Origin of the sequence: Marinoscillum sp., assembly GCF_965229915.1 — a bacterium.
In the GTDB taxonomy this organism is placed as follows: domain Bacteria; phylum Bacteroidota; class Bacteroidia; order Cytophagales; family Cyclobacteriaceae; genus Marinoscillum.
This window is the reverse complement of record NZ_CBDDJZ010000002.1, coordinates 425829-449881: the sequence shown is the minus strand read 5'-3', so window position 1 is coordinate 449881 and position 24053 is coordinate 425829. Positions and strand designations below refer to the sequence as shown.

The following is a 24053-nucleotide window of genomic DNA, read 5'->3' as shown; positions in this document are numbered from 1 at the left end:
CCAAGCATGAAAAGAATCATCATTTTTACCATTCTGATAATAGGTGTTTATTCCAGTTATGCCGGAGGTGGCTGGGTATATGGCAAAAATCAAGGTTACTTCAAACTAGCCGAAAACATGATCCGATCCCCATACTTTTTTGATGGTGATGGAGAAGTCATAGATATCCCTACCACCAGTCTTTACACCACCAACCTTTATGTGGAGTATGGACTGGGCGATAACTGGAACGTGATTGCCTATGTTCCATTTTTTGTGAGAGCTACTCAGAATAAGCAAGTATTCAATCAGAGTGGGTTGGAGAATGAAGGATTTGAACTCAACTCTTTTGGAGATGCGGATGTCGGGATCAAGTATGGATTTAACCAGAAAGGTCCGGTCGTTTTTGCTGCGAGTCTGATTTTAGGAATTCCATCTGGACAAAATAAACCAGAGGGAAGTTTACAAACCGGGGATGGAGAATTTAATCAGTTGATCAAATTGGAAGCCAGTCATTCATTTTATCCAAAGCCTTTTTATGTCACAGGATTTGTTGGGTTTAACAACAGAACCAACAACTTCTCGGAGGAATTTCGATACGGGGCAGAAGTTGGATATACTTCCGAAAAGCTCTACCTCATCCTAAAGATCAAAAGTGTAGAATCTTTATATAACGGTGGAGGTGATGCGGATGCAGCCAATACCTTCTTTGGCAACAACATAGAGTATTTCTCCATTACGCCAGAAGTGGATTACAACTTTTCAGAAACTTTGGGGTTGAGTGCATCAGCTGGTTTCGCCGCATCTGGACGAAACCAACTTGCATCTCCAAACTTCAGTCTGGGAATCTATTACCAAATGAAGTAATCCTTAAAAGGCGATACTCAATCCAAAGTACGGCGAAACGTATTTAGTAGCCTTGTAGCCACCATCAGCGGTGGGAGTGAAGGCCCAGAAATAATCCATACCCACGGCCAGGAACTTGTTCATATGATAAATGAATCGAATCTTGGCTAGGGAGCGCTCATCAAATGTAAAAGCATCTTCCAGAGTGCTGAGGTTACCTTTGATGTAGCTCGCATGCATGGAGACTTTATCACCAAGTCGATCGATATCTGCATTCACGCGAACGGTCGCTGGTGTTTCTTCGCTGATGTTATCTGGTAGCATTAAGCTACCGCCAAGCTGCACCTTCTGAAGTATATGTCCGGTGAGACTTCCATAAATGCCACTCATTTCTTCAGCTGCACCCAATGAATAAATGCGAGCGTCTTTGTTGATCTCATAAGTTGCATCGAAGAACTGTGGTAGGTAATGCTGAGAATAACTCAATCGTTCGATTCGTACATCTGTCGCTAGCAGGTTGGCAATGAAATTGAATCGGAAGTTCAATCCAACACTCTGTCCAGAACCATCTTCATAGCCATCGGACATGGCCGATGGTTCCCCTAACACTGAATAGCTGGTTTCTAATGAATCAACTAATGCTGGAGAGCTCGCATTCAGTTTCGAATATTGAGCAAACAAATCGATTTGAATGAAAGGAACCCGTAGCAGAGTGATGCCTGCATCGATTCCAAAACCACCAACTCCGTCTTTAGTGAATTGATAGGTAGTAGAAGTACTGTCGCTAGTAATGATTTTGGTTTGGTCATTATCTCGAACAATAGAAGTACCAATTTCGAGTGTATTAATGATCGGCACATCCATCCAGCCTAAAGGACGCAGATATGGTCTGATGGCAAATAAGTTGGCCGAACCAGGATCAAAGTCACTGTAAAGTCCTTCAATTCCAATCAGATAGCGCCAGTTGAGGTCATAGTGCAGTCCAAGCTTACGCTTTTCAAAGCTAGTGGTGTTGGTGTAGTTGTTAATCAAACCCCCATAGCCCACCATCGTGTTATCCAGCTGACCAACCTTCACATAAACATGGTCTTTTTTCTGAACGCCGTATCTGATGTAGGTGATGAGACGTGCAGCACCGACTCCATCCTCGAAGATTTCTGTGCGGATCTTTTGATCATCAAGACCATAGAGGATTGGGATGTTCAATCCAACGCCGACTTTGCCTATAGCGAAATCAGGATTCAGGGTTAACCCAACAAAATACTGGTCATCAATCTGAGTGAAGGTAAATCCTCCATTGAATGACCCACCAGATGGAGGACCGCCCATGCCACCTCTAAAGTCATTGATTGGTTTGCCTTCGAGGCGTTTTTTCTCTTTAGCCTGATCATCCAGTTCTTCGAGATCAAAACCATCATCTTCGGATTCTTCTTCCTCAATTACTGGCTCCTCAACAGGCTTTTTCAGTGTGTCAGCTGGCGTGTCATCAAAAATCGGATAGTGATCAGCTCCCAGCTCGGCACTGTCTTTAATGACGTGGCTTTTCATTACAGGTTCTTTCTGAATAAATTGGCTGCTGTCAGCTGCAATACTATCTGAAGGGATACTGTCTGAAGGGATAGAATCCAGTGCAATAGTAGAATCCTTGACAATTGTGGAGTCAGGAAGAAGTCCTTTCTTTCGGAGTTTCTCCAATTCCTTCTGTCGTTTTTTCTCCTCCTTGGCCTTACGTTTTTCTTCTTTAGCTTTGGCTTTAGAGTCTTCCCACAAATAGGAGTAATCAGAGTATGGATCTTCCTTGTCGGTGTCTTGGGCTGTAGCCCAAAACATACCGAAGAACATCATTATCAGAAGTAGGGGTAGCTTAATTGATTTCATAACTAGCTGGATTGTCGTCAATTGTAAAAATAGTACAATTAATTCTCCTTAGACTACACTAATGAGGTAGTAGTTCTTTTTACCCTTCTGAGCGAGCAAATACTTGCCTTGAAGCAGGTCAAATTTTACTTCATCCTCAGCAGAGGCCAACTTTTGCTTGTTGATGCTCACGCCTCCACCTTTGATCATTCTTCTGGCTTCTCCTTTGGATGGGAATACGATCCCATTAGTGATTTCACTCAGTAAATCCGTAACGTTTGCAGCTTCAGCTAATTGTGCTTTGGTAATTTCCGTTTGTGGTACTCCGTCAAACACTTGCAATAAAGTACGCTCATCCAAACCTGCTAAATCCTCCGTGGTAGACTTGCCAAATAAGATAGCGGAAGCTTTTTTGGCTTTGTCCAGCTCTTCTGCAGAATGAACCATGGTGGTAATTTCATCAGCCAGTCTGTTTTGCAACGCTCGCTGGTGTGGTGCCTCTCTATGTACAGCGATTAGCTCTTCGATTTCTTCCTTTCCAAGAAAGGTGAATATCTTGATGTACTTTTCCGCGTCCTCGTCTGAGGTATTCAGCCAGTATTGGTAAAATTGGTACGGAGAAGTTCGCTCGGCATCCAGCCAAATATTACCACCTTCGGTCTTGCCAAACTTGGTTCCGTCAGCTTTAGTGATCAGTGGACAGGTCATGGCATAGGCTTTCCCTCCACCAATTCTTCTGATGAGTTCGGTTCCGGTGGTGATGTTGCCCCATTGATCGCTACCACCCATTTGGAGGGTGCAGTTAGCTTCCTTGTAAAGGTGCAAAAAGTCATATCCCTGTACGAGCTGGTAAGTAAACTCCGTGAAGCTCATTCCTTCTGAGGCTTCAGAGGATAATCTTTTCTTCACGGAATCCTTGGCCATCATGTAGTTGACGGTAATGTGCTTGCCCACATCTCGTATGAATCCAAGGAAGGAGAATTCCTTCATCCAATCGTAGTTGTTGACGAGTTTGGCAGCATTGGGAGCATCCGAATCAAATTCCAGGAACCGGGAAAGCTGTTCTTTGATGGCGTTTTGATTGTGTCGAAGGGTTTCCTCATCCAGTAGATTTCTTTCAGACGATTTGCCAGATGGGTCTCCGATCATCCCAGTTGCTCCACCAATTAGCGCATAGGGTTTGTGACCACACTCCTGAAAGTGCTTGAGCATCATCACACCCACCAGGTGACCAATGTGAAGAGAATCCGCAGTAGGGTCTATTCCCACATACGCAGCTCGCATTTCTTCCATTAGGTGTTGGTCAGTCTCAGGCATGATGTCTTGGATCATGCCTCTCCATTTCAGCTCTGCTACGAAATCTTTCATCGGTTCTGGTTAAATCTTATCTAATTAGTGAGCCGCAAAAATAGAAGGATGGTTATAAAGGACACAAGCCAAACGGCTATTTTGTATGAGCCCTAGTCGATTTGCTCTATAGTCACTTCAAAACTCAACTCGGAAGAGGCAGTTCCTGCGTAGTGCCCCTGCACCGGAAAGGTATTGGCTGGATCATGACTGGCAACCACCGGAATGTAATGATCTGTAGCCAATAAGCCTGCATTAGGATCAAGTCCAATCCATCCAGCTCCAGGTAGATAGGCCTCCACCCAGGCGTGTAACTCATGTCCACGGCCTAGCTCAGGATTGAATGCATAACCACTGACAAAACGAGCCGGAATTCGAATGCTCCGTAACATCTGGATCATCAACCAACTCAAGTCGCGACAAGAGCCTTTTTTACTGGAAAAGCATTCTTGTAAGGAGAGCAATGTTGGTTCGTAGCGGGTGGTGTGTTCCCAATCGCTAAACATTTCTCTATTTAGGAATGTGAGTAAAGTGACCAGGTTGTTACCAGCTGGAGCAGTAACACTATCGATCCAATCCGCTATGTCTTTGGGTAGTGGTTGGCCTTCGAGGTACGGATCAAAAGAGGTTGGCCATGCGTCAGGCGTTGATTCCACGATGAAGTCAAACGGGTTGATTTCGTGAGTTTCCACCAGCATTTCTGCAGTCAATCTGAGCGACTCATGTGGCTCGTTGAACCAGCACTGATGAAAGGCATTATTCTCCAAATCCATACGAAAAGAAAACCCGGACGGATCTGGAGAAACATTCAAATTAAAATCCAGTGTCTTCAGGTAGCTGCGATGGGCAGGGTAGAAGTACAGGTGGTGGGGCTGTAGTACAACAGCTTCACTATACTGATATTCTGTGATGTGTTTGATCCGTAGTTTCACTCAAGCAGAGACATTTGTTCATTTGGGGTAAAAGCTCGTGAGAGCGCCACTGCCGGTAATTTATCAATGCCATCTCTTAGTCGGGTGTTCCAGAATTCAGAGATATGACCCAGTTCCTTTTCTTCAAACCGATGTTCAATCAGATGGTATTCATCCTTGCGCAAGACCACTGTGTCAATGGGGTAATCCACATCATTGGCAGAAATACGTGTAGCGTCAAAGGATAGAAATCCGCTTTTCAAGCCAAACTCCAATGAGGAGTCGTGAGTGAGCGATCTCTTTAGTATTGGGTTGCCAAATCCTGTATTGCCAATGATCACGTAAGGAGTTCCCGGACCCACTTCAATCCAATTGCCCTGAGGATAAAGCAGGTATAATTTGGGTTCCCTGTCTTCTTCTAATTGTCCACCAACGATGGAAAATAAATTGAACTGCAATCCGGCTTCTTCGAGTACGCGTTTGTCCTCGAGAGCAACTCGCTTTACCTGTTCCCCGAATTGATTGACTGCCTTGTATAGTTTGGTAAACTTCTGATCCTGTGCTTCGATGACTTCTCCAAAATAAGTAATGGCCTTGTCTCTAACCGATCGCAATCCAGAGGTCATAATGAAAAAGGAGTGCTTATCACGCTGTACCGTGTAGATCTTTTTGGCAGTGGTGGTGTCGTTACCTGAGGTGATACGTGTGTCGGCTAGTCCAGCTACACCTTCCTTACTCAATATGCCTAAACAATATGTCATTTCTTACTGATCCTGAGCTTGTAAGGCGAAATTAGGCTGAATCTTGAAATATTGCTCATATACTGCTGATGAAATATCGTTGATTCTTCGCTGCAATTGATCCAGGTACTCGTGAAGGCCGTATTTGAATACGTCATTAATGTCCGCATATTCGAGTTCAGAACGGAGGGTACCCATAGCCTTTTCCGCAGGATTTGAATAGCCACGTTTGGAATCGGAGATTTCATGCAGGCATTTTTCTGCTCGGGTAAGGCAGTAGAAGATGGATCGAGGGAAATAAGCATTCAAAACCAGGTATTCTACGATATTGACGGGTTCTATTTTTCCATATAGTTTTTTGTAGGCGTTGAATCCGCTCACCGATTTGAGTAAGGCATTCCAATGTAGGAAGTCTAACGGAGAGCCAACTTCCTCTACTGAGGGCAATAAGAAATGGTACTTAACATCCAAAATTCGAGACGTCTTATCGGCACGTTCCAGAAACTGTCCAAGCTTGTTGAAGTACCAGCCTTGAGTCCTCGGTGCGGTATCATAGCCTATACCTTGAAGAAGCTGAAGTTTGTATTTGATTTGTTTGAATTGCTCTGGATCCTGTACTTTCCAGGCTTTTCGTTTCACTGCATTGTTCATGAAATGATACAGGTCATTGAGTACTTCCCATACTTCCTTAGAAATACTTTCTCGCACCTGACGGGCATTTTCACGAGCCTTGGTCACTGAAGACAGGATGGAGTTGTGATTTTCCGGATCAAACGCCAGAAAACGAATAGAATTCTCTCGGGTGTATTCACTGTACCGTTCAGTAAACTGCATTTCATCTCCAGTAGCAGCCACCAGCGGTTGCCACTGCTCAGACATACCCGGCGGTAGGTCCATAGACAAGTTGAAGTTTACATCGATGAATCGGGAATAGTTCTCGGCCCTTTCGGTATATCGTCCCAACCAAAACAGTGAATCTGCGACTCTGCTTAACATCTCGTATTGCTTAAAGATTAATCAAATAAAACCCAGGTATCTTTGCTTCCACCACCTTGTGATGAATTTACTACCAGTGAACCTTCTACCAGTGCCACTCGTGTGAGAGCTCCAGGTAGTACTTTTATTTCTTCTCCGTAAAGGATGTATGGTCTTAGATCTACATGCCTTGGCGCTATTCCTTTTTCGGTAATGGTAGGAACTGTTGATAGTGAAAGTGTGGGCTGTGCGATGTATTTTCTCGGGTCAGCTTTTACAAGCTTTCTGAATTTATCGTGCTCATCTTTGGAGGCTTTAGGTCCAATCATCATTCCATAGCCACCGGCTGCATTGGTTTCTTTTACCACCAACTCTTCTATGTTGTCGATGACGTATTGCAGATCCTCTTTTTCCGAGCAGAGGTAGGTAGGCACATTTTCAATGATTGGGTCTTCTTTGAGATAAAATTCAATGATTCTTGGCACATAGGTGTAGATGGCTTTGTCATCTGCCACACCTGTGCCTGGTGCGTTGGCCAGTGCCACATTTCCTGCCTTGTAAGCTTCGAATATTCCAGGCACTCCTAGCATTGAGCCGGGGTTAAAGGTAAGTGGGTCAAGAAAGGTGTCATCGATTCGTCTATAAATCACATCAACCTGACGCAATCCCTTGGTCGTCTGCATGTAGACGCGTTTGTCTTTGATAATGAGGTCCTGCCCGGTTACCAGTTCTACACCCATTTGCTGCGCAAGGTAGGAATGCTCGAAATAAGCGGAGTTATAGATGCCAGGTGTAAGCACCACCACGGTTGGGTTAGGTTTGTCTGACAGGTGCTGCAGCATGTTGAGTAGCATTCCAGAGTAGTTAGAAACTGGACGCACTCCCAGGTCTGAAAATAGCTGTGGAAAAGCCTGCTTGATGATTTCACGATTTTCCAACAAATAGGAGACTCCAGATGGACATCTTAAATTGTCCTCCAGCACATAGAACTTACCGGACTTGTCTCTTACTATGTCGCTACCCGTGATATGACACCAAATGTCCTTCGGAGGTTTTAGTCCGATGCACGGTTGGAGGTAGTCACTACTCGAAAGGACTAACTCTTCTGGAATGATACCCGCTTTTAGAATAGCCCGATCGTGATAAAGGTCATCAATGAATTTATTGAGCGCAGTAATTCGCTGAATCAGTCCTTTTTCAATAATCTGCCACTCACTTCCAGAGATGATCCTGGGTATAAGGTCCAGATGTAGGATTTTCTCGATACCTTGATTATCATGGTAGACATTGAAGGTCATGCCCATAGACATTTGAGCCTTATCTGCTGAGTCTTGTAGTTGAACGAGCTTCTTTTTGGAGAAGCGCTGTAAGTGATTCTTGAATTCCGCATACGGTGTGCGGCAATTCTGCTGATCGAACATCTCATCGAAATGTTCGGAGGGTAAGTATTGATCAAAAAGCACGGTCGATAGTTTGATGATGTCTTAATTGCTTCAATAAATTAAGAAATTAACATCATATAACACCTTCAATTATCAATATTTTAAAATAATATTGATTTATATATCAATATGATTGATGATCTGATAAGATGATTGATTCATTTTATAAATTTTGCATTGAGGAAGTGTGAGAGGCTGGATCACTAAATTTCATTGCACTACTTTCTCATCTCCTGAGACCAATTAACTTTACCCCATGGCTGAATATGTAGAGATCGTCAAGGATCTTCAGAATGGTAAATATGCTCCTGTTTACTTTTTACAAGGTGACGAGCCCTTTTTTATCGATAACATCATTGCGCATATCGAGCGCAATGCACTGGATGAAACACAGAAGAGCTTCAATCAGTATGTCCTGTATGGTAAGGAAATCAACTTTACCGATGTGCTCAATGTAGCTCGTAAATACCCGATGATGGGTGAGCGACAGGTAGTCATTATCAAAGAAGCTCAGGACATTCGCGATTGGAAGAAGGAAGATGCACAAACCATGTTGGCCGCTTACCTTGAGAATCCTTTACCTACGACCATTTTAGTTTTTGGACACAAGTATAAGAGCCTTGACAAACGAACTAAAATTGCCAAATCACTCGCTAAGAACGCTGTTTTTCTTGACTCTAAGCGGATTTACGATGACAAGGTACCCGGCTGGGTGAGTTCCTATGCCAAAGCCTCTGGCGCTAACATTACTGACAAGGCCATTATGATTCTCACAGAGAATATTGGGAATAACCTCCAGCGACTAGCGAATGAGCTGGATAAGTTGAAGCTCAACGTGCCCGATGGTCAGCAGATAGATGATAAGGCGGTGGAGAAATATGTTGGGATCAGTAAAGACTACAATGCTTTCGAACTACAGAAGGCGATTTCGCTTAGAGACGAGGTGAAAGCTGTGAAGATCATCAACTATTTTGCGGCGAATCCTTCCAGCAATCCACTGATTCTCATCATCGCCAATTTGTTCTCCTATTTTTCCAAATTGCTCATACTTCATGATCAAAATGCTTATGAGAAAAATGCGGCTGCCAGAGCGATTGGTGTCAACCCATTTTTTGCAGGGGAATATGTGATGGCTGCCAAAAACTATCCAGTGCAGGTCGTCGTTAGAAACATCGAAATGATCCATCAGGCAGATCTACAGTCCAAAGGAATTGGTTTCGGCCCGATGAAAGAGGGTGACATCCTCAAAGAGCTCATTTTTAAACTGATGCATTAAATACAATTGGACGAATTCTTACGTTCATACGGTAAATCAAAAACGCAATACATGCAGCGAATTCTTATTTTCTTGTTTGGATTATCCTGTTTGGGACTTCAGGCTCAGCAGTCATTAGTTGGGGAAGGAGCTCAATCTATGTATAATCAAGCAATCACTAGCTATCAACAAGGTAGCTATGCGGCTGCTGCAAGACTATTTGAAAGATATACGTCCTTGACTGATGCAGATAGAGTGGAGGCTAATTACTATCTGGCCATATCCAAACTAAAGAGTGGGGACCGCACCGGATTGACAGGCATCCGTCAGTTTATCACTGATTACCCGGGACATCCTCTTGCAGGAAGTGCCAATTTTATCATTGGTAATCATTTTTTCGAGCAGCAGGATTTTGAGGAGGCGGTCAGGTACTATGAGCTGGTCAGAAAGAGCCAGCTGTCCGTACACGATCAGGAAAGATGGTTGTTTCGTCTGGGGTATTCCCATCTGTCTAACGAAGAATTCGAAAAAGCAAAAGAGCAGTTCATACAAGTGATCGATTACCGAGGGGACTTCTATGAGGACGCTTCGTATTATCTAGGCTCACTGTATTTCAATGAGCGCGACTACTCCAGTGCACTAACGGCGTTGGAACCCATCGATCAAGCAGATGCCAAATACAGAGATGAAGTAGCGTTGTTAATTGCCAGTTGTTATTTCGAAACCCGAGCTTATAACCGTCTCTATGCATATGGAGAGAATAAGCTGAAAACCGTGAAAAATGATGGGCAAAAGGAATTGAACAGGTTATTAGGTGAAGCCTATTACAGCCAAAAGAACTATGAAAAAGCAGCACCTTATTTACAGCGCTATGTCGACCTCAATCGACGCACGACAGCAGCCACTCATTACAAGCTAGCTCTTTGTTACTTTGAAACAGGTCAGAATCAGAATGCAATAGAACATTTCAAGCTTGCAGGTTTGGAAAAAGGAGAGCTTGGGCAATTGAGTAGTTTTTACCTTGGTCAGCTCTACATGAAAGAGTCCAACCTCAACTACGCCTATAGTGCTTTTAAAAAGGTGACAGAAACCAACAGTAACCCTGAGATGGTGGAGGAGTCATATGTGACATTGGGAAAGATTAACTACCAGCGAAATCAATTTGCTGAAGCTGTGGATGATTTCAATGCATTTTTATCACAGTACCCCAACAGTCGATGGAAGTTGGAAGCCAATGAGCTACTGGCCCAGTCCTATCTCAAGAGTTCTAATTATGATCAAGCGTTATCGCATCTTGAGTCCATCCCCAATAAATCAACACCACTCAAAAAAGCTTATCAGAAAGTGGCTTTCCAGAAAGGGCAGCTTTTGTTTAACGATAGCAAGTTTCAGCGTGCTGCTGAGTACTTTGACAAAGCATCTATCTATGCCATGGACAAGGAGATTGCAGCTCAGGCATACTATCTAAAAGGCGAATGCCTATCCGTGATGAATGATTTCTCAAGAGCACGTGAAGCTTATAGTAAAAGTATGAGTCAGGGGATCGATGAGTGGACCAACAAATCACGCTACGGACTGGGATACATCAGCTACAACGAAAAAGATTACGGGGTGGCCGAGCGGTATTTTCAGGACTTCATCCAAAATAGTTTCAAACGAGATGAGTTGACAGTGGATGCACGGTTAAGACTAGCGGATTGCTACTACGTACAAAAGTCTTACGATCGAGCGATCCGACAATACAAAGAAGTAAATCAACCGGAGTATCAGTCCTATATTAACTATCAGTTGGGTTTGGCCTATCAGCTCAAAGGTGAGCCTCAGATAGCCATTGCTGCTTTTGATCAGACTATTGCTGATACCCGATCTTCCTATGCGGATAATGCTTTTTTTCAGAAAGGTAAGGTCTATGTTTCTCAGGGGAATTTTCAAAAAGCAGCAACTACCTACATGGGACTGCTATCGACATTTCCGGAGAGTAATCTAGCGCCTTATGCCAAGACAGATTTGGCGCTCTGCTACTTTAATCTAAATGAATTGGATAAATCCAGAGATGCCTATCAAGAGGTACTGGATAACTACATGAACCACGAAATTGCCAATGATGCATTACTTGGACTACAGGAGGTAATGAAAAAAGGAGTTGCTGTGGACGATTTTGAAGGGTATATGGATAAGTTTCAAGCCAGCAACCCGGATGATGGCAGCCTGGAAGTAGTGGCATTCGAGGATGCCAAAGCCAGCTATTACAATCAGTCCTATGAGCAGGCCATTCGCAAGTTGATTCAATTCAATACCAAGTATCCTGAAAGCGGATTTGAGCTAGATGCTAACTATTTCCTCGCGGATTCCTATTACCGGCTAGAGCGATGGACTGAAGCAGTAAGTAGTTTTGATGAGGTAATAGCAGATGGAAACTCATCCTATCTGATCCGCTCTCTAGACAAGAAAGGTAAGGCCTTGTTGAGCAGTAAGCAATATGATCAAGCTATTGCCAATTATCAGGTCTTGTATGCCAGGGCAGGTAACAGAAAAGAACTCTACCTGGCACAGGAGGGACTTCTGACAGCTCATTATGCCAATAACTCCCTGGATAGTGCCATGTATTATGCAGATCAAATACTTGCCGGAGACTGGAAGCCAGGTGATGTGGAGGCGGAAACCTGGCTGATCAAAGGAAGAATATTCCACAAGCAAAAGAACTATGGCCCAGCTATGGATGAATTTATCAAGGTTGCCAATGATGCTCAAAATGAAAAAGGTGCTGAGGCTAAATACTTAATTGGTAGAATATATCATGATCAGCAGCAGTACAAAAGGTCCCTGGAGGTGTTGTTTGATCTCAACAGAAATTATGGTTCCTATCCTTTTTGGGTGGGTAAGTCTTTCTTACTCATTGCGGACAATTACCTGAAGATGGGAGAGTTGCTACAGGCTGAGGCTACCGCCAAATCCATCATCGATAATGCAACGATTCCTGAGATAAAAAAGGAGGCACAGCAGAAGCTGGCAGCCATTCAAAAACAAGCAGAACAGGCAATCGTATCAGACAATCAGCAAGACTCTATTAAGTAATGAAGTATCTACTATACCTATCACTTCTAGTTTTCGCCTCACTTCGGGTGCAGGCTCAGGACGAACCACCTGCAGGTGAAATAGAGGATGCGCAGATCATCATCGAGAAAGACAAACCCCTTACGCTTCCTAAGGCTTCCAGAATATACCTGAAGTCACAGCTGCGTCCTGTGAGTCAGGATACCGTTTCTTTAAGTTATAACCTATCCAGACCCCAGGTCAGTTTGGCAACCACACCTTTTCAGCCAGTCATTAAGACCTATCAAGTGGCAGGCGAAGAGACTGACAATTGGAATTACTTCAAAGGAGGATTTGGAAATTACCTTTCCCCTTTGCTACAAGGATATGGTGGTTGGGACATCAATGAGCAAACCAGTGCTGGAGCCTATTTCTACCATGAATCATTTGCCACAGGTCCTGTGAGAAAAGAGGAGAGCGCTTATGCCAATACGTTGGTGGGGTTGACAGGAAGGTTGAGTCAAGAGACCATGTCCCTGGCTCCTGTGATTTCTTTTGAAAATGAGTCCTTTTACTATTATGGTAGGGCTGATGGCGATTCGGCTGAGATTACGGATCGTGTGAATTTGAATCATTTCTACCTGGCTGTCCCGATAGACCTTTCACCTTCAGACGATTGGTTATTTAGTTTCAAGCCGTCCTTTCAGGCAGTAGGGATGGGCAGTGGAGGAAGCACTTTCAATCAAGATATAGGTGTGGCTTTGGAAGGGACAGGTACTTACCAGCTAAGTGATCAATGGTCTGCTTTCACCCGACTCAACCTGACGAACTGGCAATACACTAGTGGCTTTTCTTCCACACGTACTGTCTTCGATATCAATCCGGGCGTTCGGTTTAGCACGGATCAGTTCAGCATCAAGGCTGGTGCTCTCGTGACAGTAGGGAAGGATGATAGTACCAATGCTGTTAACGTATATCCTGATGTGGCTATTGATTTCATGGCAACAGATCAGCTCAGCATTTTTGTAGATGCAGCAGGAGGGCTTTACTCCACCAATATAAACGATCTCCGGCTCCAAAATCGTTACCTGGATGATTCACTCACGCTGCTGAATCAAAATAATCAAATCAAGCTCACTGCAGGGGTCAACTACGCCTTACGTTCCGACTTGTCTCTTGAACCTTTTGTTGGGTACTCATTTTCCATCTATCAGCCATTATTCTATCACTCAGTAACGGATAGCTCACGGTTTAGAGTGGCTTATGCTTCCGATGGTCTTGGCACCACCAGTTTCGGAGCTACAGTCCGTTGGATCAATAACCGTTCGAGTTTGTTGGGACGAATGATCATCTATTCCTATCAGGTCGATCTGTTTGATGAGGCCTGGTATCTTCCTACTACTGAGCTACAGGTGTCTTACAGTCAGCAGCTGAGTAAAAAGTTTACTGTGCAGTCTGATCTGACAGTCTTGCAAGGGATCAAAGCTCCTTCACCTACAGATGGAAGTATCGTAGAGCTGCCCACCATACTTGATTTGAGTTTGGAGGGTACCTATTCATTCAATAAAAACTGGTCTGGTTTTTTACGGATGAATAATGTCTTGGGAACCAAATATGAACGATACCTCAACTATCCTACACGAGGATTTACGATTAAAGCTGGAGTTATTTATCGGTTTTAAAGAAATATCTAACAAGGATTAATTCTGATGCATCATCGAGAAAACCTTTGTGCAGCAAGTTGAAGTACTGATGACAATAGGCAATAGGGCCGGTCTCATCTCAAAAAAGTGCTAATTTAGGATCTTTAGGATGCCTTTATAAACAAGTAATTTTGTTGTTTTATTTAGGTATAAATGACATCTTCGCAGGTAAAAGCAAAATTCATTGTTTTGGAATAATGAAGTTTTTGCTATCTTGGTTTTGACTAAATCAATTCTAATGGCAGACGATAAAAACAAAAACGAAGATCCGGAAGAAGAAAACAACGATCATTTTGATGATGATGAGGATTTTGGTTTACCTGATCTAGAATATGATGAGCTCGATGACGATGGCGATGAGCCAATGGATGAAGAGCCTTTCGACGATGAAATAGAAGAGGAAGAAACTCCTGAAGAATTCACCCCTGAAGAACCTACAGAGCCCGAAGCAACTCCTGAGCCAGTTGGCGAAGAAATCCTGGATGAAGAGATCTCTGAGGAGGATCTTGGCGATTTTGATGATGCTGAGACCGAAGACTGGGAGAAGGAATTGGAAAAAGAGCTTGAGGAAGAACTCAAGGCAGAAGGTGATTCTGGAGCCTTCTATGAAGAGGAATCATTTGAGGATTTTGAAGCCACTGAAGAAATCGGTAGCGATGCAGATGATGATAGTTCAGAACCTTCAGCTTCTGTATTTGACTCGGACGATGATTCTGACTTTGATGCTGGTATCGAATATGCGGATGAACCAAAAGCTGAGAAAGCCGCTAGTTCTCATGGAGGAGGTACCACACCTCCAGTCCAATCATACAACTACGATGATAGTGGCTCTAATCGGGGCAAGTTTGTTCGTACTGTAGTCATTGGTACATTGGTCATTGCAGTGATTGCTTTTGTATTTCTTCTCGTATGGAACAGCGGTTCCGATGAGCCTAAAAAGCAAGTAGCCAAAACAGAGAAAAAGGCACCTGCCAAAAAACCTGAGGAGAAATCAGTAGAAAAGCCAGCAGAGACGCAGCCTGAGCCTAAAAAAGAGGAACCTAAGCCTGCTGCTAAGAAGCCAGAGCCTAAGCCAACAACAAAGCCGGCCAATACTAAGCCAGCTGGTGAGATCACTACCATGTCTGAGCGGACAGGTAAGACTTACATTGTCATTGGTAGTTTCTTCGATGATGATTTGGCCATGGATTTTGCCAAGGAGCTATCGGCAGATGGTAAAAGTCCGATCATTATTCCTCCGTTTAGAGACTCCAAATTTGTTCGTGTAGCCATCGCTGAGTACGATAGCTTTAAAGATGCACAAGCTGGTCTGGAAGCGCTCAAAGGAGAGTATGGTGATGACATCTGGCCTTTAAGATATTAATCAAACTATTCAAACAATCTATCGTTTAATCTCGCGTTGAGTCTTGCGAGATTAAACGATTTTTTTGTTTATACACTATTATAACTACATGATACTGTTACAGTTAGAACCTTCCGAAGGACTTGAGACTATCTCTGTTCTTGAACTACTCATGAATGGAGGCGTCATGATGATTCCGATCATTTTATTGTGGATTGGGGCCATTTATATTTTTGTGGAGCGATTGTTGATCATCAAGAATGCATCTAAGACACCTGCAGATTTTAAGGATCAAATCCGAAATATGGTGTTGGAGGGGAATGTAAAAGGTGCTAGAATGCTCTGTGCACAAACAGATACACCTGTAGCCCGGATGATTGAAAAAGGCATATCAAGGATTGGCAGTCCATTAAAAAACATTGAGGTGAGTATCGAAAACACTGGCAAAATAGAGATTTACAGGCTGGAAAAGAACCTGAGTATGTTGGCTACCATCAGTGGTGCTGCACCGATGATTGGGTTTTTAGGTACCGTTACGGGTATGATTCAAGCCTTCATAGCTATCGCTCAGGAAGAAGGAGCTGTCAGTCCGAAGCTACTTTCCAGCGGTATTTATGAGGCCATGGTGACCACAGCAGCTGGTTTGTTCGTGGGTATTCTAGCCTATTTGGGTTACAATTACCTGGTATCAAGAGTTCAAAAGCTGGTGCACAAAATGGAATATACAGCCATCGATTTCGTTGACTTACTACAAGAACCACAGAAATGAACTTAAACTCCAAACATAAAATTGAAGCAGCCTTCAGCATGTCGTCCATGACGGATGTGATTTTTTTGTTGCTGATCTTTTTCATGTTAACAGCTTCGTTCATTACACCATCAGGGTTGCCAGTCAACTTACCTTCCAGCAAAAGTTCTGAGATCGTTATTCAGAAAGTCAGTGTAACAATAACTGATGACTTACAGTATTATGTGGACGACCGCAAAGTGACATTCAATCAACTGGAGCCTGTGCTTCGAGATGCTTTTTCCGGTAAGGAAGGCGTAGTAGTGCTTCACTGTGATAAATCGGTACCGGTGGAGCATGTAGTGGCTGTGGCCGGAATTGCTACAGCATTAGAAGCACGTGTAAGCATTGCTACCAAGCCAAATTGATACCAACATGTCTGAGGAAAAGGAAAAGAAATATCGACGCATTAGCCTGGCTACCTCCATTGGAATCCAATTGGTGCTGTTGCTGTTGTTTTATTTCCTGATAGCCTGGAAGGAACCCTTTCCACCCATTCCTTCTTATGGAATCGAACTGAGCTTTGGAGTGGAGAATGTGGGCTCTAGCTCACAACCAGTTACCAACCCGGATCCTATTGAATCAGAAGATGCCGTAGAGGAGCAAACGGATGAATCCAATGAGGAAAATGTAGAGCAATCAGAGGAAGTGGAGACCACTGAGCCAGTAGAAGAGTCTTCGCCAGAGGAAAGCACAGAAGAAGTCCCTCTGACGGATACGTCCAGTCCTGATGTGGTGGAAAAAGCAGAAGAAGTAAAAGAGAAGCCGAAAGAAGAACCAAAACCGAAACCAACCGAGCAGGTTAAAAAACCAGAGCCTGTAAAGGAAAAGAGTGCAGAAGTGAATCAAGAGGCTGTGATGCCTAAGGCCGAAAAAGGAGAAGTTAACGATAGCAGCGGTCAAAATGACAAAGATGGCAGAGAAGGTAAAGAAGAAGGCACCATTGATGGACGAGCGCTAATGGGTGAGCAGGGCTCTTCAACGGGAGCTAGTTTACAGATGTCAGGATGGGTTTGGGATTTTAAACCTGAGCCGAAGGACAACTCATCGGAGGAAGGGAAAATAGTTTATAAGATCAAAGTGGATCAGGACGGTTACATCATTGGAATTGATCTGGTTTCATCTACTGTGTCCCCAACTGTAGAGCGATTTTATAAACAGTCTATTGAGAGGCTATCGTTTTCTAAAACCAATGAATACCGTCCAGCACCTACTTCATCTGGAACTATCACATTTATCATCAAGGCTAAATAATGAACTACGAGCAGGTATTAACTTACCTCTATGAGCGGCTGCCCATGTTTCAGCGCCAGGGCAAAGTGGCTTTCAAAAAAGACCTGACCAACACCATTGCCTTGCTGGAGGCACTTGGAAATCCTCATCATCGATTTAAATCTATTCATATCGCTGGAACAAACGGGAAAGGTTCTTCTGCCCATGCCATGGCTTCTATATTGCAAGCGGCTGGATACAAAACTGGCCTTTACACCTCACCGCATTTAAAGTCATTCACAGAAAGAGTTCGCATCAATGGTGAGGAAGTCAATCAGGACTATGTGGCCTCATTTGTGACCCGTAACACAGAATTGATTGAGCAAATCAATCCTTCTTTTTTCGAAGTGACAGTGGCACTTTCCTTTAGCTATTTCGCTGATCAACAGGTGGATATTGCAGTGATTGAAACCGGGCTGGGAGGCCGATTGGATAGCACCAATGTCATCACTCCGGTGCTATCATTGATTACCATGATTGGTTTTGATCATGCAGATATGCTGGGAGACACTCTTGAGAAAATTGCTGCTGAAAAGGCCGGTATTATCAAGCCAAACATACCGGTGATCATTGGCGCTGATCAACCTGATCTTCAGCACGTCTTCAGAAATAAGGCAGCTCAGGTAGAGGCTCCGATACAGTTTGCTACTACGCGAGTGAAGTCCGTCAGCGAATCATTACTGGAACAGGTTTTTGATATCAAAAGAGATCAGCAAGAAGATTTAAAAAGCCTTAAGACCGACATTACAGCACGTTATTTTCTGAAGAATCTTCCAGGGATTTATGAAAGCATAGAAGTGCTCAATAGGAATGGGTTCAGCATTTCAGATGAGCAGTTTCGCATAGGACTGAGTCAGGTCAAAAGAACCACGGGTTTGAAAGGAAGGTGGCAAATACTAAGTGAATCACCTTTAACGATTGCTGACGTGAGTCACAACGAACCAGGATTATCGGTATTGCTGGACCAAATTCAGGCGCATACATCGGGTAGTCTTCACCTGATCATCGGTATGGTTAAAGATAAGGACGTCAAGAAAGTACTGCAGATTCTACCTCCAGATGCTCATTATTACTTTACTCAGTCTGACGTGCCCAGATCGCTATCATCTGAGGATCTCCAGCGGATGGCGGGTGAGGCTGGTGTTAGTGGTGGTGCTTTCAAAAATGTCAATCTGGCGATTGATGAAGCAAGAAAGAATGCCAGAAGTTCTGACCTCATATTAGTTTGTGGTAGTACTTTTGTAGTCGCAGAAATTGAAGGATTGTGAGAAAGAAGTTATTCCGCTTTGCAGAAAATGCAAAACGTGCCAACATCATCGAGCCAGGAAAACCATTTTACGATAAAATAAAAGGGAACTGGAACCAACTATATTTTAAAAATGAGCGTCCTATTACCGTTGAGTTGGGATGTGGTGATGGGGAGTATAGCGTAGGCCTGGCAGAGGTTAATGACGAGAGAAATTACATTGGAGTGGATATTAAAGGGGATCGCTTGTATCAGGGAAGTACTCAGGCCATTGAAAACCAGCTGGGTCATGTTGCATTCTTGCGTACTAAGGTCCATCAAATCGAAAACTTCTTTGAAGAAGGGGAGATTGATGAGTTTTGGTTGACATTTCCAGATCCCAGACCAAAAGATCGGGATGAGAAAAGAAGACTTTCGCATCCGCGATTTTTAAACGTCTATAGGAAACTTTGTGTGCCTGGAGGTTGGTTTAAATTTAAAACTGACAACACTCCGTTGTTTGATTACACCCTGGAGGTGTTGGCAAGTGAGTTTCCTGTAGAAGATCTGGTGTTTACCCATGACTTGTACAATGATCCGGAGCTGATGAAGGATCATCATGGGATCAAAACCAAATACGAAAAGATTTGGACGGATAAAGGTGAAAAGATTAAGTACATGAAATTTAGGTTTAATTCGTAATGAAGAAAGTAATGAAAACAAGTTGGCTGATCGCCATAGGTAGTTTGGTGGCTCTGACGTCCTGTTTAAATGACAATGATGTTGTAGATCCTATTGAACAATTGGAAAAGGAGCAGGATCGCATTGATGCTTATTTGGATGAGAATGGGATAGAAGCCAAAATAGATACAACAGGTTACGACCTGCGCTATGTCATTCATGAGCAAGGAGATGGTAGTAAACCCAAGTTAGATGATTGGACTCTGGTAGATATCAAAGGGACCAGGCTTGATGGCGTAGAATTCATCAACGAAGACAGTATTTATATTCCGATTAATAATTGGCTGCTCGGGTATTACGTACTTACTCCTTACCTGAATGAAGGTGGAAGTATGAGCATGTATTTACCTTCTTATTTTGCTTATGGAAATAGTGCAGCCTTTGATGGTCTATTGCCAAAGAACAGTACGGTGATTCTGGATGTAACACTCCATGATGCTTTGACACAGTTTGATTACGAGCAGCAGAAGATCGATAATTACCTGGCTGAAAATGGATTGGAAGCGGAAATTGATACCACTAAGAATCTGCGATACATCATTACCGAAGAGGGAACTGGAGACTATCCAGCACCCAACTCTACAGTAAATGTGGATTACAAGCTGACTATTTTAGGTGAAGAGGAGCCTCTTCAAAACGGTGCAGGTTTTGAAAATAGTTTACGCAATCTTATTGCTGGGTGGCAGATTTTAATGCCCTACGTAAAGGAAGGTGGAACTATCCAGATGTTCATACCTTCAAAATATGCCTATGGAGCTACTGGTAGCAATACGATTCCTGGGTATTCTACTTTGATTTTTGAAGTGAAGCTTAATACAGTTAAGTAGTTAAGCAATAGGCACTTTAGTGGACCGTTTCACTTCGGTCATTACGAAAGAGCTGTTCACATTAGCGATATTTTCCATGGAGGCCAGCTGGTCAATAACCACTGACTGGTAGGCCTTCATGTCTTTAATCACAATTTTAAGTAGGTAGTCGAATTGACCTGCTATGTGATAACATTCTACCACCGATTCTATCTTGGTGATCTCTCGTTCGAATTTCTTGATGTACTCCTTAGAGTGCTCCTTTAGCGATATGTTGGTGAAGGCGATCAACGATAAGTTGAGTTGCTCGTGATCGAGTAAGGCTACGTAGTTCTGAATGACGCCAGATTTTTCTAACCGCTTGATCCGCTCGTGAACTGGAGTGATCGTTAAACCTGTTTTATCAGCTATTTCCTTATTGGTCAATCGGCTATTGCTCTGGAGTAGTTCTAATATGGATTTGTCTTTCGCGTCCATGGATTATTTTTCTATTTATGTACTGAAATTGGGTGATGAAAAGTAATATATTCTATGAATTTTATAATAATAGATACCATTTCTGAATTGTGTGACTTATTAAGAAAATATTTACTTAATCCATAGCTTTGTTATTCAATAAACCACATTGCTTATGAGACCCGAAAGTTTGATGATGTCCTATGGCTACAAGCCTGAACTATCAGAAGGAGCCGTTAAATGCCCGATTTTTCAAACCTCCACTTTCGTTTTCAAAAATGCAGAAGAAGGAAAGGCATTTTTTGAAGTGGCCTATGGACTTAGAGAAAAAGAAGAAAACGAAGAGTTGGGACTTATTTATTCCCGTTTGAATAACCCCGACCTTGAAATTCTTGAAAATAGATTATCTCTATGGGATGAAGCAGGTGACTGTGCGGTTTTTGAGAGTGGCATGTCGGCTATTACTTCTACACTTTTCGAGTTTCTGAAGCCAGGTGACTTGCTGTTGCATAGCGCTCCGGTTTATGGTGGTACCGACCATTTCATTCGGAAGATTCTCACTCAGTACGGCATTAAAACTGCAGAATTCCGACCGAATCATACCGAAACTGAAATCCGTGAGATCATTGCCAATGCCGAGGGTAATCTGAAAATGATCTACCTCGAGACACCAGCAAATCCAACCAATGCTTTAATTGACATAGAAATGTGTAAGCGATTGGCTAATGAGCACTCTTCAGAGAACCAGGTACTGCTTGCTGTGGACAACACCTACATGGGGCCGCTCTGGTCGCATCCATTGAAACATGGCGCCGATTTGGTACTCTATTCAGCTACTAAGTATATCGGAGGTCACAGTGATGTGGTGGCTGGAGCTTGTTTGGGAAGTAAAGAATTGATAGCTCGGGTGAAGGGTTTCCGAACCTTCGTGGGAAACATGGCCGGTCCATGGACTTCCTGGTTGCTAATGCGAAGTTTGGAAACCCTCAAAGTACGTATGGATCAGCAAGCAAATAATGCAGAAATCCTGGCACAGCGACTGGTAGAGCACCCCAACGTAGAAAAGGTCTATTATCTCGGATTGCTCAAGGAAGGAAGTGAGGATTACAACATCTACAAGAGACAATATAGCTCTCCCGGAGCAATGCTTTCCTTTGATGTAAAGGGCGGAGAGAAGGAAGCCTTCAAGGTACTGAATGGCATGAAACTAGTCAAGCTAGCTGTTTCTTTAGGAAGCACAGAGAGCCTCGCTCAGCATCCATACAGTATGACCCACGCAGACGTAGACTGTGAGCTTAAAAATGAACTGGGACTTAGCGAAAAGATGATTCGATTATCTGTAGGGGTCGAAAATGTAGAAGATATCTGGTCTGATCTCAGTCAGGCTTTGGATCGGATCTAATCCTCGTCCAATACTTCCAGTATATCCATTACCAGGCCGTAATCTTTGTAGCCCGGACGATCTTCCGGGCTGCCTTCTAATTCGATACCACCAAATACCTCATCCTCAGCAATTGCCGGTGTATTCGCAACACTTAGATCATAGCCCCTCAGGACAGGTACATCCAAATCGATTTCCGTGAGCTTCTGCTGTATTTCATTGCTGAACTCAGGTTTAGTGCTACTGACAATGATGTAAGCTGCATGCTCTGCTGCCAGTTCAAGTTGAGCCGCTAGTTGAGATAGGGAGGCCTTATCCTCCACGAGGTACTTAAAAATAATCTGGACGTCCACCTCACTCAGCTCTTCCAGAATGGTTACATCCTGCACCTCCACAAAATCGATGGGATAATTGGTAGTGGCAAGTTTGATTTCTGCAGGAAGTGCATTGACAAATTCCCCACAGAAAGATACACCAGCCACCCAATCTGATATTTCCTTGAACGTACTGGGGTCTACATATCCTTCAGTGCCTTCCTGGAGGTTGAAACCCAAAATATCCACCATCATACCCGCGCAGTATCTGGCATCTGACAGGTTGTTAATTTTTCCAATCTTCACGAAAGTCTTTAAGCTCATCCTTTTGTAATTTTGATTCGACAAAGTAACCCAAAACTGAGTTTTTAACTTGTCTAATTTTTCAAAAAATCAGAATCAAAATGGCAGTAGAAATAGTGACGGATGAAGCTTTTAATGAAAAGCTCAAGTCGGAGGATAAGGTAGTGGTTAAGTATTTTGCGGACTGGTGTGGTAACTGTCGGTTGTTTGCACCCAAGTACAAACGACTCTCAGGTGATGAGCGATTTGAAGGAATCACTTTTTTGGATGTTAACGCGGAGAAGAATCCAGACGCGCGCAAAGCGGGAGAAGTGACCAATCTGCCTTATTTCGCTATTTTTAAGAATGGCGAGTTAGTGGAAGGTTTTGCAGGGAGCAAGGAAGACGCCGTAGTGGAGTTGATCTCCAAGTTGAACTAGTCAATCATTACAGGTCTTTTTTAGATAATTGACGTGTTCTCCTTGGTCTCATTGAAGCTCTATAATTGCTAGACCTAGTAAATGATTACTCTACGAAAACTCTTTCTTCATTTGATTAAAATCCAATGGCTGAATATTTGTCGTAGGTAAGACGAAACATGCAGGATAACAATTGGTTGTTCTCCATATCCAGTAGCTTAGCTTTGAACTTGACGGAAATATATTCTTGAGCCAACAACACCGTATAGCAATTCTCTTCTTCAGTCGATCGGTAACGAGCGAGTCCAGAAGCAAACGGCTCGTTAGTTATCAGCGTTCAAATCAATTACTAACGGGTGCGCTCATAGACCAGACCAAGAGCATGTTGGAAAAACTGGAGCTACCAGTTTTTCATTTCAGTGAAGCGAATCAAGTTGGCTGTTCGTTTGGTGAACGTTTAGCCAATGCTTATCAGACCGTCTATGATCTAGGGTTTGAAGGAGTCATTTCTATTGGAAACGATGCTCCGGGTTTGTTGGAAATGGATTTTGCACCGGTGATCAATCAGCTTCTAGCAGGTCATTGTGTCATTGGTCCTACCAAACGAAAAGGTGCTTACCTGATTGGGCTGTCTAGGAGTAGTTTTGACTATCAGCAGTTTGTCAAACTACCGTGGCAAAAGCGACAATTACTCGAAGCATTGAGCAATTACTGCTCGTCAGCCACAACCTTCCTTCCTGAATTGCGAGATCTCAATACTTTTCAGGATTTGAGAAAAACCGTCAGTGAATGTACGGGGTGGCTGTATAAAATTCTCAAAAGTATATTTAGGAATCAGTCGGTCAATGACCGTATTCATTTGTCCATTAACGCTCTAATTGCGCCTACTTCCAGGTCTCTCAGAGCGCCACCGCTACTGTGCTAAGTTCCAGCTCTGGGA

General features: G+C 43.3%; 22 protein-coding genes. 14 read left to right on the top strand and 8 right to left on the bottom strand.

What is annotated here, in order from left to right; all coding sequences use genetic code 11:
* The first annotated feature begins 6 nt into the window (after window positions 1–6).
* A complete protein-coding gene (locus ACO067_RS24060; RefSeq protein WP_421879548.1) occupies window positions 7–846 on the top strand; it encodes a hypothetical protein in 840 nt (279 codons plus the stop codon).
* A gap of 3 nt (window positions 847–849) precedes the next feature.
* Here ACO067_RS24060 and ACO067_RS24055 read toward each other — a convergent pair whose 3' ends face one another.
* The 6 genes from ACO067_RS24055 to ACO067_RS24030 all read right to left on the bottom strand — a co-directional run bounded on the left by ACO067_RS24055 (window position 850) and on the right by ACO067_RS24030 (window position 8076).
* On the bottom strand, window positions 850–2703 hold the full coding sequence (locus tag ACO067_RS24055) for a hypothetical protein (RefSeq protein WP_421879545.1): 1854 nt from the start codon (window positions 2701–2703) through the stop codon (window positions 850–852).
* Between the two features lie 48 nt (window positions 2704–2751).
* Window positions 2752–4050: a tyrosine--tRNA ligase gene (gene tyrS / locus ACO067_RS24050; RefSeq protein WP_421879542.1), complete on the bottom strand. Its 1299-nt coding sequence runs from the start codon at window positions 4048–4050 to the stop codon at window positions 2752–2754.
* A gap of 92 nt (window positions 4051–4142) precedes the next feature.
* Window positions 4143–4961, bottom strand: coding sequence for a transglutaminase family protein (locus ACO067_RS24045; RefSeq protein ID WP_421879540.1), 819 nt, complete (start codon window positions 4959–4961; stop codon window positions 4143–4145).
* Window positions 4958–5701: a peptidase gene (locus ACO067_RS24040; protein ID WP_421879537.1), complete on the bottom strand. Its 744-nt coding sequence runs from the start codon at window positions 5699–5701 to the stop codon at window positions 4958–4960. The genes ACO067_RS24045 and ACO067_RS24040 overlap by 4 nt, the downstream gene beginning before the upstream one ends.
* 3 nt (window positions 5702–5704) lie before the next feature.
* Entirely contained in the window at window positions 5705–6676 is a 972-nt protein-coding gene (locus tag ACO067_RS24035; RefSeq protein ID WP_421879534.1) for an alpha-E domain-containing protein, read from the bottom strand.
* A 17-nt stretch (window positions 6677–6693) separates the two neighbouring features.
* The gene (locus ACO067_RS24030; protein ID WP_421879958.1) at window positions 6694–8076 is read right to left on the bottom strand and encodes a circularly permuted type 2 ATP-grasp protein; all 1383 of its coding nucleotides are present in this window, start codon (window positions 8074–8076) and stop codon (window positions 6694–6696) included.
* A gap of 277 nt (window positions 8077–8353) precedes the next feature.
* Between ACO067_RS24030 and holA the strand changes: the two genes are divergently transcribed.
* The 10 genes from holA (at window position 8354) to ACO067_RS23980 (ending at window position 20282) form a co-directional block, all read left to right on the top strand.
* Window positions 8354–9373 (top strand): DNA polymerase III subunit delta, encoded by a 1020-nt coding sequence (holA, locus tag ACO067_RS24025; protein WP_421879531.1) that lies wholly within the window; start codon window positions 8354–8356, stop codon window positions 9371–9373.
* Between the two features lie 51 nt (window positions 9374–9424).
* A complete protein-coding gene (locus ACO067_RS24020) occupies window positions 9425–12427 on the top strand; it encodes a tetratricopeptide repeat protein (RefSeq protein WP_421879529.1) in 3003 nt (1000 codons plus the stop codon).
* Window positions 12427–14067: a hypothetical protein gene (locus ACO067_RS24015; protein WP_421879526.1), complete on the top strand. Its 1641-nt coding sequence runs from the start codon at window positions 12427–12429 to the stop codon at window positions 14065–14067. Before ACO067_RS24020 ends, ACO067_RS24015 begins: the two co-directional genes overlap by 1 nt.
* A gap of 259 nt (window positions 14068–14326) precedes the next feature.
* Window positions 14327–15451 carry an SPOR domain-containing protein gene (locus ACO067_RS24010; RefSeq protein WP_421879523.1) on the top strand — a complete coding sequence of 375 codons (1125 nt, stop codon included), beginning with the start codon at window positions 14327–14329 and terminating at the stop codon, window positions 15449–15451.
* Between the two features lie 88 nt (window positions 15452–15539).
* Window positions 15540–16199: a MotA/TolQ/ExbB proton channel family protein gene (locus tag ACO067_RS24005; protein ID WP_421879520.1), complete on the top strand. Its 660-nt coding sequence runs from the start codon at window positions 15540–15542 to the stop codon at window positions 16197–16199.
* The gene (locus tag ACO067_RS24000; protein ID WP_421879518.1) at window positions 16196–16585 is read left to right on the top strand and encodes an ExbD/TolR family protein; all 390 of its coding nucleotides are present in this window, start codon (window positions 16196–16198) and stop codon (window positions 16583–16585) included. Before ACO067_RS24005 ends, ACO067_RS24000 begins: the two co-directional genes overlap by 4 nt.
* A 7-nt stretch (window positions 16586–16592) precedes the next feature.
* Window positions 16593–17471, top strand: coding sequence for a hypothetical protein (locus tag ACO067_RS23995; RefSeq protein ID WP_421879515.1), 879 nt, complete (start codon window positions 16593–16595; stop codon window positions 17469–17471).
* A complete protein-coding gene (locus ACO067_RS23990) occupies window positions 17471–18757 on the top strand; it encodes a bifunctional folylpolyglutamate synthase/dihydrofolate synthase (RefSeq protein WP_421879513.1) in 1287 nt (428 codons plus the stop codon). Before ACO067_RS23995 ends, ACO067_RS23990 begins: the two co-directional genes overlap by 1 nt.
* Window positions 18754–19416: a tRNA (guanosine(46)-N7)-methyltransferase TrmB gene (gene trmB / locus ACO067_RS23985; RefSeq protein ID WP_421879510.1), complete on the top strand. Its 663-nt coding sequence runs from the start codon at window positions 18754–18756 to the stop codon at window positions 19414–19416. The genes ACO067_RS23990 and trmB overlap by 4 nt, the downstream gene beginning before the upstream one ends.
* Window positions 19416–20282, top strand: a complete 867-nt coding sequence (locus ACO067_RS23980) for an FKBP-type peptidyl-prolyl cis-trans isomerase (RefSeq protein WP_421879507.1) — start codon at window positions 19416–19418, stop codon at window positions 20280–20282. Before trmB ends, ACO067_RS23980 begins: the two co-directional genes overlap by 1 nt.
* Here ACO067_RS23980 and ACO067_RS23975 read toward each other — a convergent pair whose 3' ends face one another.
* Window positions 20283–20738, bottom strand: coding sequence for an Lrp/AsnC family transcriptional regulator (locus tag ACO067_RS23975; protein ID WP_421879504.1), 456 nt, complete (start codon window positions 20736–20738; stop codon window positions 20283–20285).
* Window positions 20739–20892: 154 nt separating this feature from the next.
* Here ACO067_RS23975 and ACO067_RS23970 point away from each other — a divergent pair, with 154 nt between their 5' ends.
* The gene (locus ACO067_RS23970) at window positions 20893–22119 is read left to right on the top strand and encodes a cystathionine gamma-synthase family protein (protein ID WP_421879501.1); all 1227 of its coding nucleotides are present in this window, start codon (window positions 20893–20895) and stop codon (window positions 22117–22119) included.
* On the opposite strand, the gene ACO067_RS23965 is transcribed toward ACO067_RS23970, so the two are convergent.
* Complete coding sequence (locus tag ACO067_RS23965) at window positions 22116–22736, bottom strand: hypothetical protein (protein WP_421879499.1); 621 nt, start codon at window positions 22734–22736, stop codon at window positions 22116–22118. The genes ACO067_RS23970 and ACO067_RS23965 overlap by 4 nt on opposite strands.
* A gap of 80 nt (window positions 22737–22816) precedes the next feature.
* On the opposite strand from ACO067_RS23965, the gene ACO067_RS23960 reads away from it, so the two are divergent.
* On the top strand, window positions 22817–23134 hold the full coding sequence (locus ACO067_RS23960) for a thioredoxin family protein (RefSeq protein ID WP_421879496.1): 318 nt from the start codon (window positions 22817–22819) through the stop codon (window positions 23132–23134).
* 226 nt (window positions 23135–23360) lie between these two features.
* Window positions 23361–24038: a DUF2064 domain-containing protein gene (locus ACO067_RS23955; protein ID WP_421879492.1), complete on the top strand. Its 678-nt coding sequence runs from the start codon at window positions 23361–23363 to the stop codon at window positions 24036–24038.
* Window positions 24039–24053 lie beyond the last annotated feature (15 nt).